Genomic DNA, 15636 nt, shown 5'->3' with positions numbered 1-15636 from the left:
GGCGCCCCGAGCCGTGACGGCCCGGGGCGCCCTCATCACCGCAGGAGCGACGTACGGACTACGAGTGCGTGCGCAGCAGCGTCCGCATCGTGCGCATGGCCACCGACAGGTTCGCCAGGTCGAACGCGTCCGAGCCCTGGATCTCCTCCAGCGTGGCGCGCGCCCGGCCGAGGATCGCGGCGTTCTTCTGCTCCCACACCTTGAACCGCTGCTCCGGCGTCGAGGTGCCGTTGCCGACGGCGAGGACGTCCGAGGTGACCGCCGCGTGGGCGGCGTACAGGTCCTCGCGGATGGCGGCGCGGGCCATGGACTGCCAGCGGTCCGCGCGGGGCAGCTCGATGATGCGGTCCATCAGCTGGGTGATGCCGAGGCGGTCGGCGAGGTCGTAGTAGACGTCGGCGACGTCCATCGGGTCCTTGTCCATGCGGTCGGCCACCGAGACGATGTCGAGCGCCGGGAAGGCGGAGGAGAACCCGGCGACCCGGGTGGCCAGTTCGTCGGGGACACCGCCGCCGGTCAGCTCGTCGTAGATCTTCTGCCACCACTCCGCGTCCGCGCCGCGCAGCAGCTTGGGCAGCTGCGCCCAGACCTGGGCGACCCGGTCGGCGAAGAACTCGACGGTCTCGGCGAGTTCCAGCGGCTGCGGCCGGTTGTTGAGCAGCCAGCGCGTGCCGCGCTCCACCAGGCGGCGCGAGTGCAGCCGGATCCGGGTCTGCACATCGGCGTCGACCCGGGTGTCCAGGGCCTCCACCTCGTCCCACACCGCCGCCGAGCGGAAGATCGTACGCGCCGCGGTCTGCGCCCGGACGATCTCCTCCAGGGAGGCGCCGGTCTCCTCGCGCAGCCGGTGCAGATACGTCGTACCACCGGTGTTGACCGTGTCGTTGACCAGCACGGTCGTGGTGATCTCACGGCGCAGCGGGTGGCTGTCGATCCGCTCGGCGAACTGCTCGCGCAGCGCGGTCGGGAAGTACGCGTGGAGCAGGCCGCGCAGATAGGGGTCGTCGGGCAGCGAGGTGTGCAGCAGCTCCTCGGCGACCGTGATCTTGGTGTACGCCAGCAGGACCGCCGTCTCCGGTCCGGTCAGGCCCTGCCCGGTGCCGAGGCGCTCGCGGATCTGGCGGTCGGTGGGCAGGAACTCCAGCGCCCGGTCGAGGTGGCCCTCGCGCACCAGGTGGCGCAGGAAGCGCTGCTGGGCGTGGAGCATGTCCTTGGACTGGGCGAGGGCGTTGGCGATGGCGGTGTTCTGCGCGTAGTTGTTGCGCAGGACGAGGGCGCCGACCTCGTCGGTCATCTCGGCGAGCAGCTTGTTGCGCTGCTTGACGGTCATGTCGCCGTCGGTGACCAGGCCGTTGAGCAGGATCTTGATGTTCACCTCGTGGTCGGAGGTGTCCACGCCCGCGCTGTTGTCGATGGCGTCGGTGTTGACCTTGCCGCCGGACTGCGCGAACTCGATCCGGCCGAGCTGGGTCAGACCGAGGTTGCCGCCCTCGCCGACGACCTTGACGCGCAGGTCGGCGCCGTCGACGCGGATGGCGTCGTTGGCCTTGTCGCCGACGTCGGCGTGCGACTCGGTGGACGCCTTGACGTACGTACCGATGCCGCCGTTCCACAGCAGGTCCACCGGCGCCTTGAGGATCGCCCGCATCAGGTCGGCCGGGGTGAGCTTGGTGACGCCGTGCTCGATGCCGAGGGCCTCGCGGATGTGCGCGTTGACCGGGATCGCCTTGGCGGAGCGGGGGAAGACACCGCCGCCCGCGGAGATCAGGTCGGTGTTGTAGTCGGCCCAGGAGCTGCGCTGGAGTTCGAAGACGCGGCGCCGCTCGGCGTAGGAGGTGGCCGCGTCGGGGGTGGGGTCGATGAAGATGTGCCGGTGGTCGAAGGCGGCGACCAGCCGGATGTGCTCGCTGAGCAGCATGCCGTTGCCGAAGACGTCACCGGACATGTCACCGATGCCGACGACCGTGAAGTCCTCGCTCTGCGTGTCCACGTCCAGCTCACGGAAGTGCCGCTTGACGGACTCCCAGGCGCCGCGGGCGGTGATGCCCATGCCCTTGTGGTCGTAGCCCGCGGAGCCGCCGGAGGCGAAGGCGTCGCCGAGCCAGAAGTTGTACGCCTGCGCGACCTCGTTGGCGATGTCCGAGAACGTCGCCGTGCCCTTGTCGGCGGCGACCACCAGGTAGGTGTCGTCCTCGTCGTGCCGGACGACGTCCGGCGGCGGCACGACCTGGCCCGCCACCATGTTGTCGGTGATGTCGAGCAGCGCCGAGATGAACGTCCGGTACGCCGCCACGCCCTCCGCCAGCCAGGCGTCCCGGTCGACGCCCGGGTCCGGCAGGTGCTTGGCGACGAAGCCGCCCTTGGCGCCGACCGGCACGATGACGGTGTTCTTCACCATCTGCGCCTTGACCAGGCCGAGGATCTCGGTGCGGAAGTCCTCCCGGCGGTCGGACCAGCGCAGACCACCGCGCGCGACCTTGCCGAAGCGCAGGTGCACGCCCTCGACGCGCGGCGAGTAGACCCAGATCTCGAACGCCGGGCGCGGCGCGGGCAGATCGGGGATGGCCTGCGGGTCGAACTTCATGGAGACGTAGTCGTGCGGCTTGCCGCCGCTGGCCTCCTGGAAGAAGTTGGTGCGCAGGGTCGCCTTGATGACGGTGAGGAAGGAGCGCAGGATGCGGTCCTCGTCGAGCGAGGCGACCTGGTCGAGCGCGGCGTCGAGTTCCTCGAGCAGCGCGTCGACGATCTCGTGCCCGGCGCGCTGCCGGTCCGGCGACATCCGCGCCTCGAAGAGGGAGACGAGCAGCCGGGTGGTGTGGACGTTGTTGCGGAGGGTGTCCTCCATGTAGTCCTGGCTGAACGTCGAGTTCGCCTGCCGCAGGTACTTCGCGTACGCCCGCAGGACCACCGCCTGCCGCCAGGTCAGCCCGGCGCTCAGCACGAGGGCGTTGAAGCCGTCGTTCTCCGCCTTGCCGGTCCAGGTGGCGGCGAACGCCTCCTGGAACCGCTCACGGGCGTCGTCGGCGAGGTAGTCGGTGACCGCGCCGCTCTTGGTCTTGGGAAGCCGCAGGCCGAAGTCGTAGATCCAGGCGTTGCTGCGGTCGGCGCAGCGCAGTTCGTACGGGCGCTCGTCGACGACCTCCACGCCGAGCCGGTTGAGGACCGGCAGGACGGCGGACAGGGAGATCGCCTCGCCCTTGCGGTAGATCTTGAAGCGGCGTTCCTCGGGCGCGGCGCCCACCGGCTCGTACAGGCTGAGCGCGAAGTCGACGCCGTCGCCGAGCTGTTCGAGCTGGCCGAGGTCGGCGACCGCGGAGCGCGGGCTGTGGTCGGCCTTGTAGCCCTCGGCGAAGGCGCCCGCGTAACGGCGCAGCAGCTCCGCCGCGCGCTCCTCGCCGAACTCGGCGTTCAGCGCCTCCGCGAACCCGTCCGCCCAGGAGCGGGCGGCCTCCACCAGGCGGGCCTCGATGCGCTCCTTGTCGGCGTCGGACAGCTCCGGCAGTTCGGTGCCCTGCGGGACCCGGACCACGAAGTGCAGCCGGGACAGGATCGACTCGGTGTTCCAGGCGGTGAAGTCGACGCTGATGCCGCCGAGTTCCTCCTTGAGGATGTCGATGATCCGCAGGCGTACGCCGGTGGTGTAGCGGTCGCGCGGGAGGTAGACGAGGGCGGAGTAGTAGCGCCCGTACTCGTCCTGGCGCAGGTAGAGGCGCAGCCGCCGCCGCTCCTGGAGGTACAGCACGGAGGTGACGATCGACTGGAGTTCGTCGACGGGCGTCTGGAACAGCTCGTCGCGCGGGTAGGTCTCCAGGATCTGGAGCAGGTCACGGCCGTCGTGGCTGTGCGGCGAGAACCCGGCGCGCTCCAGCACCTCCTCGACCTTCCGCCGGATGACCGGAACCCGGCGCACCGACTCGGTGTAGGCGGCCGACGAGAACAGTCCGAGGAAGCGCCGCTCCCCGACGACGTTCCCCTGCTCGTCGAACTTCTTCACGCCGACGTAGTCGAGATACGAGGGCCGGTGGACGGTGGCCCGGCTGTTGGCCTTGGTCAGCACCAGCAGCTTGTGCTCGCGCGCCTTGGCGCGGGCGTCGGCGGGCAGCCGCTCGAAGGAGTGGCTGACGGGGTGGCTGTCGTCACCGGCGTGGTGCGGGTCGGAACGCAGGATGCCGAGGCCGGTGCCCGGCACGGCGGCCAGGGAGTCGTCGTCCCGGAGCTGATACTCGCGGTAGCCGAGGAAGGTGAAGTGGTCGTCGGCGAGCCAGCGCAGCAGCTCGCGGGCCTCCTCCACCTCCGGGGCGCGCAGGTCGACGGGCGCGGGCTCCTCGGGCAGCCCGTCCGCGAGGCGCACGGCGGCGTCCCGCATCTTGCCCCAGTCCTCCACGGCCTCCCGTACGTCCGACAGGACGCGCAGCAGATCGGCGGTGATCTGCTTCAGGTCGGCCCGGTCGGTCTCGCGGTCGATCTCGACATGGATCCATGACTCGATGTGCGCGTCCAGCGGCAGGGCGGCGCCGGTGGGGGCGGTGGTGAGCGCCTCGATCAGCCGCCCGGTGACATCGCGCCGGACGACGACCTGGGGGTGGATGACGACATGGATGCCGCGTCCCTGCCGGGTCAGCTCATTGGTGACCGAGTCGACGAGGAAGGGCATGTCGTCCGTGACCACCTCGACGACGGAGTGGCTGCACGTCCAGCCGTTCTCCTCCACGGTCGGGGTGTGCACGCGTACGTTGGCCGTGCCCTGGGGGCGGTTCTCGGCCAGTCGGTAGTGGGAGTAGGCGGCCCCGAAGATGTCGACCGGGTCGCGGTCGCCGAGGTCCTCGGGTGCGGTGTGCAGGTAGTAGCGCTGGAGGAACGCGAGTACGGCATCCGGGTCCGGCATGCCGTCCTCAGTCGTCCCAGTCGGTAGGTACCCCCCGACCGGGCTGTTCTCAGCTACCCGGGCGGCCCGATCGAGCAGCTCGGCCTTGGCTTCGTCCAGCTTGGTCTGCATTGTCCTCTGGCTCCTGTCGCGCGCCGTTGCGTGACGTAGAAGGAAGTACGGTCTCTGCCCTTCCGACGCGACGCCGTGACGCGGGGTCTCCGGTCCGTACCGACGCTATGCCGCAAGGGGAGGAGAGCGGGGGAATATCGGCCATTCTCGGCCACTGCACCACCGGTGACGGTCTCGTGCACGACGCCACCCGGGCCTCGGCCCGCCCGCGAAGACCAGCGACCGCCGCCCGGTCACGGACATGGTCCGCACACTCCGGGCGCAGGGCAGGGGCGTCATCGCCCCCGCGAACTATCGCGCTGATCACGCCACCAAGGCTATCGCTCCCTACCTGCCCCCCGTCATGAGCCGTATGTGTACAAAAGCAGACCCCGAACTTTGACGTTCTGCACAGGGCGAAATCGGCCAGCGGGTGCCGTAGGGGCACCCCCGTCGGTGTGGGTGACCGAACCCCCGTGCGGAACACCGCCCACCCCGGCGCGTCCCCTTGGCAACCCCCCGCCCCCGAGGCACGTTGCCAGAAGCACCACCCGGCCCCGCACCCAGGCACCGGCCCCCGGAGGCGACCCCATGACCGCCAAGATCCTCATCCTCACCGGCGACGCGGCAGAATCCCTCGAAGTTCTCTACCCCTACCAGCGCCTACGGGAAGAGGGCTACGAGGTCCACATCGCCGCCCCCACCCGCAAGAAGCTGCAGTTCGTGGTCCATGACTTCGAACCCGGCTTCGACACCTACACCGAGAAGCCCGGCTACACCTGGCCCGCGGACCTCGCCTTCTCCGAGGTGGACCCCGGCCAGTACGCCGCCGTGGTCATCCCCGGTGGTCGGGCCCCGGAGTACCTCCGCAACGACCCGGAACTCCGCAAGATCCTGAAGTCGTTCTTCGACGCGGACAAACCCGTCGCCCAGATCTGCCACGGTCCCCTCCTCACCGCCGCGATCGACACCCTCCGGGGCCGCCGCGTCACGGCGTACCCCGCGCTGGAACTCGACATGCAGTCCGCGGGCGCCACCTTCCAGGACGCCGAGACGGTGGTGGACGGCACCCTGGTGTCGGCCCGCGCCTGGCCGGACCACCCGATGTGGATGCGGGAGTTCCTGACGGTGCTGCGGGCGAAGGCGCCGGTGACGTGACCGGACGCGGTTGCCCGGTGCTCGGGCGGCGGCGACCGTGAGCGGACGCGGCCGGTGTTCAGGCGGCGGCGACCGTGACCGGACACGGCGGCCCGGCGCTCGGGCTGCGGTGACCGTGACCGGACACGGCGGCCCGGTGGTCGGGCGGCGGCGACCGTGACCGGACACGGCGGCCCGGCGCTCGGGCTGCGGTGACCGTGACCGGACGCGGCCGGTGTTCAGGGGCGCCGGGTGGCCGCGCGGCTCATGCCGCCAGCCGCTCGGCCTCCACCACGGCTTCGGCCAGCGTGTCCACCACGGGCACCCCCACCGCCTCCAGGCTGGCCCGGCTGTGCGACCCCCCGGTGTACAGCACGGCCCGCGCCCCCACGTGCAGCGCCGCCACCGCGTCATCGGCGGCGTCCCCGATCACCACCGTCCGATCGGGCGCCACGCCGTCGAGCGCCGCCAGGTGCCGCACCATGTGCTCGGCCTTGCTGCCGCCGGACGGCCCGGTCCGCCCGTCCACCCGTATGAAATGGGTCTCGATCCCGAAGCCCCGCACCAGGGGCACGAGCTCCTGATGCCCGTACATGCTCAGGAGCGACTGACTGCGCCCCGCCGACCCCCACTCCACCAGCAGCTCCACCACCCCGTCGGTGAGCCCGCACCGCGCCCGCTCCGCGGCGTAGTAGCGGTGGAAGGTCGCGTCCATGACCTCCCACTCGGCCTCGGTCGGCAGCCGTCCCATCAGCCGCTCGTAGAACTTCGGCACCGGCACGCAGTACAGCGCCCGGTACTGCTCCATCGTGATCGGTTCCAGCCCCAGCTCGGCGAAGGCCGCGTTCGTCGCCCCGATGATCGCGTCATTGTCGTGGAACAGCGTGCCGTTCCAGTCCCACACAATGTGCGCGCTGTTCTGCATCCCCATGTCCAAGAACGTACCCGGCACCACTGACAATCAAGAAGGCGCGACCGGCAGTCACGAAGGCCCGACCAGGTTCGCGATCTCCTGCGTCGCGAACCACAGCAGCTCGTGGTCCTCGGCCCCGTCCACGACCAACTGGGCGTCGTCGTCCCCGGCGTCCGCGGCCTGAAGCGCCTCCGCCGCCGCGGTCACGTCCGCCTCCGCGTCGTCCGCGTCGACATGCACCGCGGCGGCCTTCGCCAGCGGTACGCCCCCCTTGACCCGCACCTCACCGAGCGCGTCCGGGTCCAGCCCGCGGCCGGGGTCGGCCGTCGCGGCACCGTCGGACACGTCCACGGCGACCACGACCCGGCGCCGCGCCGCCCCCGGATCCGCCGCGAGCAGCCGCAGCGAGGCGAGCGCGGCCCGGCTCAGCGCGGCGTACTCCAGTTCCTCGATGTCGTCGGAGGTGTACCACTCACGCAGCCCGGGCGTGACGGCGTACGCGGTGAACGGCCCGGACCCCAGCTCGCCCGTCCTGTGCGCCTCGGCGAGACCGGTCAGGGTCAGGGGGACGTAGACGCGCATGTCTGGCCGCTTTCGTGGTCGGGTCGGAGAGCCTTCAGGATACGTGCGGGTGTCCCCTTTCGAGTCCCTGCCCACCGCCGTGGAGGCGTCCATTCCGGGCCCGGGAATTCACCCGGGGCGCCCGCTCCACCTCGGGTTTCCGGCGCACGATCACCCAGATAGGTGAACCTCGTCGACCCCTCGGCACGGCTCGGGGCTTCCTTGCCCCCGCACCCCCTGCCCCCGTACAAGATCACCACCAGCAAGTTACTGCCCGGTATTCGCCGGGCTGCCGAAACGGGGACCCATGTACAAGATCACGACGAGGACCGCCTCCGCCGCACGCTCCACCACCGGCCGTCCCACGGCCACCCGCCCGCCGGGCCGCCGTGACACCCGGCGCCCCTCCGGCCCCTCCCGCTCCCGCCCCAGCGACAGCCGCCCGCCCACTCCCCCACGCCGCGCCGCCGCCCGCCCCGAGCCCCCGCGCCCCACCCCTCCGAGGCCCGACCGCCCCACCGACGTCTTCGCCGACCGCCTCCTGACCGTCCTCAGCGGCAGGCGCCCCGTCCACTGGATGCTCGGCCACACCGCGGGCCGCGCCTACGACGAACTGGCCCACCTCGCCGAACACGGCCCCCTGCGCCCCCGTCCGGGCGTCCGCGCCGTCCACCCCGTCATCCGGGACATCGGCTACTTCGAACCCCGCCCCGGCGCCCTGGAGGCCTTCGCCCGCATCCTCACCGGCAGCCGTCTGCGCGCGATGGCCTTCCGCCTGGAACAGGGCACCGACCTGCGCTGGCGCTGTACGGCCGTGGAACTCGACGGCCCCCGCCCGGCGCGGCGACACGACGACTGAGCCGGAGCCGATGCAGCAGAACCGAAGGGCCGGGCACCCCTCAGGATGCCCGGCCCACCGGTCGGACTCAGCGCCGTACGCCGAGCGCCCACGCGTCGACGTACGTCACATCACGTCACTTCTTGCGGCGCCGCCCGCCCTTGGCCTGCTTGCGGCGCTCCGCGCGCGTGAGACCGTCGGCCGGGGAACGGACCGGCTCGTCGTCGCTGGGCAGATCGCCCTCGACGACACCGCCCTCACCGTCCACCGTCGGCGCGGAGAAGTGCAGCCGCTCGCGACGCTGCGGAGCCTCCAGGCCCTTGGCGCGGATCTCGGGACGACCACCCGACTGCGCGGGCACCGCCTCCTGCTTCTCCAGGGACGGCTTGGCGTCCTCGACCGGGACCTCCTCGACCTGCTGCTCGACCTGGACCTCCAGGTTGAACAGATAGCCGACGGACTCCTCCTTGATGCCCTCCATCATGGCGGTGAACATGTCGAAGCCCTCGCGCTGGTACTCCACCAGCGGGTCCTTCTGCGCCATCGCGCGCAGGCCGATGCCCTCCTGGAGGTAGTCCATCTCGTAGAGGTGCTCGCGCCACTTGCGGTCCAGGACCGACAGCACGACCCGGCGCTCCAGCTCACGCATGATCTCGGAGCCGAGCTGCGCCTCACGCTCCTGGTACTGCTCGTGGATGTCGTCCTTGATGGACTCCGAGATGAACTCGGCGGTGACGCCCGCGCGGTCCCCGGCCGCCTCCTCCAGCTCCTCGATGGTGATCTTCACCGGGTAGAGCTGCTTGAACGCGCCCCACAGCCGGTCCAGGTCCCACTCCTCCGCGAAGCCCTCAGCGGTCTCCGCGGCCACATAGGCGTCGATCGTGTCGTCCATGAAGTGCTGCACCTGCTCCTGCAGGTCCTCGCCCTCCAGGACGCGGCGCCGCTCGCCGTAGATGACCTCACGCTGGCGGTTGAGGACCTCGTCGTACTTCAGGACGTTCTTACGGGTCTCGAAGTTCTGCTGCTCGACCTGCGACTGGGCGGACGCGATCGCGCGGGTGACCATCTTGTTCTCGATCGGCACGTCGTCGGGGACGTTCGCCATCGACATCACGCGCTCGACCATCTGGGCCTTGAACAGGCGCATCAGGTCATCGCCGAGCGAGAGGTAGAAGCGGGACTCACCCGGGTCGCCCTGACGGCCGGAACGACCGCGCAGCTGGTTGTCGATACGCCGCGACTCGTGCCGCTCGGTACCGAGCACATACAGGCCGCCGAGGTCCTCGACCTCGTCCTTCTCGGCCTTGACCGCCTGCTCGGCGCGCTCCAGGGCGGCGGGCAGGGCCGCGGCCCACTCCTCGATGTGCTCCTCGGGGTCCAGACCGCGCTGGCGCAGCTCCGCCTCGGCGAGGTCCTCGGGGTTACCGCCGAGCTTGATGTCCGTACCACGACCGGCCATGTTCGTCGCGACCGTGACGGCGCCCTTGCGACCGGCCTGGGCGACGATGGTCGCCTCCCGGTCGTGCTGCTTGGCGTTGAGCACCTCGTGCTGGATGCCGCGCTTGCTGAGCTGCTGCGAGAGGTACTCGGACTTCTCGACCGAGGTGGTGCCGACGAGGATCGGCTGACCCTTCTCGTGCTTCTCGGCGATGTCGTCGACGACCGCGTCGAACTTGGCGACCTCGGTGCGGTAGATCAGGTCCGACTGGTCCTTGCGGATCATCGGCCGGTTGGTCGGGATCGGGACCACGCCGAGCTTGTAGATCTGGTGGAACTCGGCCGCCTCGGTCATCGCCGTACCGGTCATGCCGCAGAGCTTGTTGTAGAGGCGGAAGAAGTTCTGAAGGGTGATCGTGGCGAGTGTCTGGTTCTCGTCCTTGATCGGGACGGCTTCCTTGGCCTCGATCGCCTGGTGCATGCCCTCGTTGTAGCGGCGCCCGGCGAGGATACGGCCGGTGTGCTCGTCGACGATCATGACCTCGTCGTCGATGACGACGTAGTCCTTGTCCTTCTTGAAGAGTTCCTTGGCCTTGATGGCGTTGTTCAGGTACCCCACCAGCGGCGTGTTGACCGACTCGTAGAGGTTGTCGATGCCCAGCCAGTCCTCGACCTTGCTGACACCGGACTCGTGGATCGCGACCGTGCGCTTCTTCTCGTCGACGTCGTAGTCGCCGGTCTCCTCGATGCCCTTCAGGGGCTGCCCGGCGTCACCGCGCTTGAGGCGCTTGACCAGCTTGGCGAAGTCGCCGTACCACTTCGTGGCCTGGTCGGCGGGGCCGGAGATGATCAGCGGCGTACGGGCCTCGTCGACGAGGATGGAGTCGACCTCGTCGACGATGGCGAAGTTGTGGCCGCGCTGGACCAGTTCCTCCTTCGACCACGCCATGTTGTCGCGGAGGTAGTCGAAGCCGAACTCGTTGTTCGTGCCGTAGGTGATGTCGCAGGCGTACTGCTCGCGACGCTGCGCCGGCGTCATGTTGGACAGGATGCAGCCGACCTCGAGACCGAGGAACCTGTGGACGCGGCCCATCATCTCCGAGTCACGCTCGGCCAGGTAGTCGTTGACCGTGACGATGTGGACGCCGTCGCCCGACAGCGCGTTCAGGTACGCGGGCAGGGTACTGACCAGGGTCTTGCCCTCACCGGTCTTCATCTCCGCCACGTAGCCCATGTGCAGGGCCGCGCCGCCCATCATCTGGACGTCGTAGTGCCGCTGGCCCAGGACGCGCTTGGCGGCCTCACGCACCGTGGCGAACGCCTCCGGCAGCAGGTCGTCGAGGCTCTCGCCGTCGGCGAAGCGCTGCTTGTATTCGTCCGTGAGGGCCCGCAGCTCAGCGTCGGAGAGGTCGACAAAGTCCTCTTCGATGGAGTTGACCTGGTCCGCGATGCGGTGCAGCTTGCGCAGGATCTTGCCTTCGCCTGCACGCATGATCTTCGAGAGGACGGACACGGGGGTTGGTCTCCTTGCCGGTCGGGCCTGGGACGGTCGGTTTCCGTTTTGACTTACTGAGCAACGGCCATCGTATGCGAGGACCCGGCCACGCCGGGAGGCCTGCCGTGACGACGACAGCGCGCTGTTTCCAAGGGGACAACGTCCGGGCCTCCCGGATGGTGCCGCGCCGCACCGACGATTCCAGCGAAAAGTAAGCACACGGTCACAGAGCGCCAAACACATGGCGCTCCCGCCCCACCCCCACCAGAATCGGCCGATGGAACCCGTCAGGCTCACCACCCCGCGCCTCGTCCTCCGCACGGTGGACTCCGACGACACCGACGCCGTGTACGCCGCCGCCCAGGACCCCGACATCCAGCGCTGGACGACGATCCCCTCGCCCTACCTCTACGAGCACGCCGAGAGCTTCACCCACCAACTCGTCCCCGAGGGCTGGGCGAACGGCTCCATGTGCACCTTCGGCGTCTTCCTCCCCCAGGGAGCCCTCGCGGGCATGCTCGGCATCACCATGCGCTCCCTCGGCGTCGCCGAGATCGGCTTCTGGGCCGCCAAGGAGCACCGCGGCCACGGCTACACCACCGAGGCCACCGTCACCGCCTCCCGGTGGGCCTTCACCCACCTCGCCGTCGACCGCATGGAATGGCGCGCCGAGGTGGGCAACCACGCCTCCCGCGCGGTCGCCGAACACGCGGGCTTCACCCTCGAGGGCACCCTCCGCTCCGCCATCAACAACAAGGGCACCCGCCGCGACTGCTGGCTCGCCTCCCTCCTCCCCTCCGACCTGAACCTCCCGTCGACGTCTCCGTATCTTCCGGCGGCGGGGCGGGGGTAGGGGCCGGGGGGCCGGGGGGCCGGGCGACGGTAGGGGCCGGGGGGCGCCGGGCGACGGTAGGGGCCGGGGGGCGCCGGGCGACGGTAGGGGCCGGGGGGTGCCGGGCGACGGTAGGGGCACCGTGCCCCGGGCGGTGGCCGCGTGCGCCGCACCTCCGGGCTGCGGGCCACCGCCATCCCGCCATAGCTGCGGGCAGTCGTGCCGCTGGGGCGGCACGGGTGGGCGCAGCGGCACCCCGCCGCGCCGGGCTGCGCGACCCACCCCCGGCCAGCACCCACGCCGGGCAACCACGGAACGCCGGGCCGCAGACCCCGCAGGCCCCCAACCCCCCAGCAACCCCCCGTTGTCAGTGCCGCCCTCTATCGTGCGACCCATGACCACCCCGCGCCCCGCCACCACCCTCTCCGCAGCCGACGCCCGCCGCGTCGCCCTACGAGCCCAGGGCTTCCTCGGCGCCCCCAACCGCCGCGCAGGCGTCCGCGGCGTCCTGCGCCACCTGGGCGCGGTCCAGCTGGACACCATCTCGGTCCTGGCCCGCTCCCACGAGCTGGTCCCCTACGCCCGCCTCGGCGCCGTAGGCCGCAAAACCGTCGAACACGCCTACTGGAAGGACACCCACGCCTTCGAGTACTGGTCGCACGCCGCCTGCGTCCTCCCCATCGAGGAGTGGCCCCACTTCGCCTTCCGCCGCCGCGCCTACCGCGACCGCCCCCACTGGCACCACGACCTCCCCGACGGCACCTACGACCAGGTCATCAAGCAACTCCGCGCCGAAGGCCCCCTCACCGCCACCGAGTTGGGCGGAGCCAAACGCACCAGCGAGTGGTGGGACTGGTCCGGCGCAAAGGTCGCCGTCGAACGCGCACTGATGTACGGCGAGGTGGTCTGCGTGGAACGCCGCGGCTGGAAGCGGGTCTACGACCTCGCCGAGCGCGCCATCCCCAGCGCCTTCCTCCACGACGACCTGGACGACAAGGAGTGCCTGCGCCGCCTCGTCCGACTGGCAGGCGAGTCCCTGGGCGTCGGCACGCGCGCGGACATCGCCGACTACCACCGCCTCAAGGCGGAACAGGTGGACGCGGTGATCGCCGACTCCGGCCTGGTCCCGGTCACGGTCGAGGGCTGGGGCAAACCCGCGTGGGCGGACCCGACGGCCCTGGCGACACCCCCGCGCGGGCGCCACCGTACGACCCTGCTGTCGCCCTTCGACTCCCTCATCTGGGAGCGCGCACGCACCGAGCGGATCTTCGGCTTCACCCACCGCCTGGAGGCGTACGTCCCCAAGCAGAAGCGGATACACGGCTACTTCGCGATGCCCGTCCTCGCGGGCGGCCACCTGGTAGGCCGAGTGGACCCGGCTCGCGAGGGCCGCACCCTCGTGGCCAAGCAGGTCACGCTGGACGGCGTGAAGGCGGCCCCGGCGGTGGCGCAAGCGCTGGTCGAGGCGGCGACCTGGGTCGACTGCACCGACGTACGCGTGGAGCGAGTAAGCGACCCCGACCTGCGCGAACCCCTCATCAGGGAGCTGACCCGAGCCCTCGCCTGAGCCCTCTCACCTCACCGGATCTCGAGGATCTTCTCCCGCATCGCGTACACCACGGCCTCCATCCTGGAGTGCAACTGCAGCTTCTCCAGGATGTTGCGCACATGGTTCTTCACGGTGTTCTCGGAAATGAACAACTCCTTGGCGATATCCCGGTTGTTCATCCCCGTGGCGACCAGCTTGAGGACCTCCAGCTCCCGGTCCGTCAGCCGCGGCGCCGGAACGAGACGGCGCTCGTCGGTCCGCTGGATCATCGACTTGAACTCGGTGAGCAGTTTCGACGCCATGGACGGGCTGATCTGCGACTGCCCGTCGGCCACCGCGCGGATCGCCGTGGCCACCTCGTCCGTCGAGATCTCCTTCAGGAGATAGCCGGTCGCGCCCGCCTTGATCGCGTCATAGAGATCGGCTTCCTCGTCGCTGATCGTCAACATGATGATCTTGGCGCTGGGAGCGACCTCCTTGATCGAGGTGCACGCCTCGATCCCGCCCCGCTTCGGCATCCGTACGTCCATCAGGACGATGTCGGGCAGCAGATCCGCGGCCTTCTCCACCGCCTCGGCCCCGTCGCCCGCCTCGCCGACGACCTGGATGTCCTCCTCGGCCGCCAGCACGATCTCCAGGCCGCGCCGGAAGAGGGCATGGTCGTCCACGACCAGGACACGGATGGGCTCCGTGCGTGGAGAGCCCGCGTCCGGGCCCATGCCCGCGGCGCCGTCGTCGGCGTCCCCGTGATGCATCGGTCCGAAGGTGTCCGCCATCGTTCCTCCCCCTGAAGGCTGTGGCCTGTGGTCCCGTGCCATCGCCAACCCAAGGCAACGGCCCACCGGTTGGGCCGTTGCCGCCATGATTTCATGCCCGGACGACACCGCGGTGACATGGCGGTGGGCGAACCGGTCGCACGCCGGTGCCCCTGGGGGCGCACACGCACTCCAGGGGCACCGGAACGGCTGTCACCCGGCGAGGTCAGCCGCCGAGCGCACCACCCGTGGCAGGCGGCTGGCCCTGAGCCACCATCGGGTCGGTGTTGAGGTGGATGACGCCGTAGTCGTAAGCGTGCCGCCGGTAGACGACACTGGGTTCCTTGGTCTCGGAGTCGATGAACAGATAGAAGTCGTGCCCCACCAGTTCCATCTCGTAGAGAGCCTGGTCCAGGGTCATGGGGGCGGCGACATGGGTCTTCTCGCGGACGACGAGAGGGCCTTCGCCCTTCACTTCCAGCGAGCCGATGCGCTTGGTCGGCACCGCCTCCGGCTCCTCCTCGGAGACGGCGGCACCGTTGCCGTTCAGCGTGGCCACGCCCGGGACGTGGTCCGCGACCTCGGCCGCGGTCAGTCGGCCCGCGCCTCGGCGCGTGTACCGCTTGTCGTGCTGCTTGCGCAGCCGGGCCTCCAGTTTGTCCGCCGCCAGGTCGAGCGCCGCGTACGGATCGCTGGCCGACGCCTCCGCCCGGATGACCGGACCGCGCGAGCGAAGCGTGATCTCCACTCGGTCCGAACGGTCTGCCTGTCGGGGGTTCGGCTCCTTGGACACCTCGACGTCGAGGCTGATCACCTTGCCATCGAGCTTCTGGATCTTGTCCAGCTTCAGCTTCTCGGCCACGTGCTTGCGGAACCGCTCGGGCACCTCGGTCTTGCGGCCCTTGACGACGATGTCCACGCAGAACTCCGTTCCCGGATCGCTCCGCTCCACTGGCGGAGCATCTCCCTTGTGCACCAGGTCCCGGTGGGCCCCGGAACCTCGGACTCGGTGACGTCCACCTCCTCCTCCCCCACAGGCAAGATCTCCACCCCACCGGCCCGGGTGATTGCAGAAAACCCGCGGCACGGCATTCGGATAAGTGAGGTGTGGCCTGCGCCTTTCCCTCACAACCGAACATATCTC

At 70.1% G+C, this 15636-nt stretch carries 10 protein-coding genes; 4 read left to right on the top strand and 6 right to left on the bottom strand.

Annotated elements, in window-relative coordinates; translation table 11 throughout:
- Nucleotides 1–58: 58 nt before the first annotated feature.
- A complete protein-coding gene (locus ACFVQG_RS11635; RefSeq protein ID WP_383379881.1) occupies nt 59–4996 on the bottom strand; it encodes an NAD-glutamate dehydrogenase in 4938 nt (1645 codons plus the stop codon).
- A 570-nt stretch (nt 4997–5566) separates the two neighbouring features.
- Here ACFVQG_RS11635 and ACFVQG_RS11630 point away from each other — a divergent pair.
- Nucleotides 5567–6133, top strand: a complete 567-nt coding sequence (locus tag ACFVQG_RS11630; RefSeq protein ID WP_383379878.1) for a DJ-1/PfpI family protein — start codon at nt 5567–5569, stop codon at nt 6131–6133.
- 244 nt (nt 6134–6377) lie between these two features.
- Here ACFVQG_RS11630 and ACFVQG_RS11625 read toward each other — a convergent pair whose 3' ends face one another.
- Complete coding sequence (locus ACFVQG_RS11625; protein ID WP_383379875.1) at nt 6378–7043, bottom strand: HAD family hydrolase; 666 nt, start codon at nt 7041–7043, stop codon at nt 6378–6380.
- Between the two features lie 51 nt (nt 7044–7094).
- The gene (locus ACFVQG_RS11620; RefSeq protein WP_383379872.1) at nt 7095–7607 is read right to left on the bottom strand and encodes a DUF6912 family protein; all 513 of its coding nucleotides are present in this window, start codon (nt 7605–7607) and stop codon (nt 7095–7097) included.
- Between the two features lie 286 nt (nt 7608–7893).
- Between ACFVQG_RS11620 and ACFVQG_RS11615 the strand changes: the two genes are divergently transcribed.
- Entirely contained in the window at nt 7894–8445 is a 552-nt protein-coding gene (locus tag ACFVQG_RS11615; protein WP_383379869.1) for an Rv3235 family protein, read from the top strand.
- A 115-nt stretch (nt 8446–8560) separates the two neighbouring features.
- Here the strand turns inward: ACFVQG_RS11615 and secA are convergent, their stop codons facing one another.
- Nucleotides 8561–11374: a preprotein translocase subunit SecA gene (secA, locus tag ACFVQG_RS11610; RefSeq protein ID WP_383379866.1), complete on the bottom strand. Its 2814-nt coding sequence runs from the start codon at nt 11372–11374 to the stop codon at nt 8561–8563.
- Nucleotides 11375–11633: 259 nt separating this feature from the next.
- Between secA and ACFVQG_RS11605 the strand changes: the two genes are divergently transcribed.
- Together ACFVQG_RS11605 and ACFVQG_RS11600 are read left to right on the top strand one after the other, a co-directional pair.
- Entirely contained in the window at nt 11634–12209 is a 576-nt protein-coding gene (locus ACFVQG_RS11605) for a GNAT family N-acetyltransferase (RefSeq protein WP_383379863.1), read from the top strand.
- A 373-nt stretch (nt 12210–12582) separates the two neighbouring features.
- Nucleotides 12583–13755, top strand: coding sequence for a winged helix-turn-helix domain-containing protein (locus ACFVQG_RS11600; RefSeq protein ID WP_383379860.1), 1173 nt, complete (start codon nt 12583–12585; stop codon nt 13753–13755).
- Between the two features lie 11 nt (nt 13756–13766).
- Here ACFVQG_RS11600 and ACFVQG_RS11595 read toward each other — a convergent pair whose 3' ends face one another.
- Nucleotides 13767–14513, bottom strand: coding sequence for a response regulator (locus tag ACFVQG_RS11595; protein ID WP_383379854.1), 747 nt, complete (start codon nt 14511–14513; stop codon nt 13767–13769).
- Between the two features lie 205 nt (nt 14514–14718).
- Nucleotides 14719–15411, bottom strand: a complete 693-nt coding sequence (hpf, locus tag ACFVQG_RS11590; protein WP_383379851.1) for a ribosome hibernation-promoting factor, HPF/YfiA family — start codon at nt 15409–15411, stop codon at nt 14719–14721.
- Nucleotides 15412–15636 lie beyond the last annotated feature (225 nt).

The organism is Streptomyces sp. NPDC057877 (assembly GCF_042796855.1).
Taxonomy (GTDB): domain Bacteria; phylum Actinomycetota; class Actinomycetes; order Streptomycetales; family Streptomycetaceae; genus Streptomyces.
This window is presented reverse-complemented; position numbering and strand designations above follow the sequence as displayed.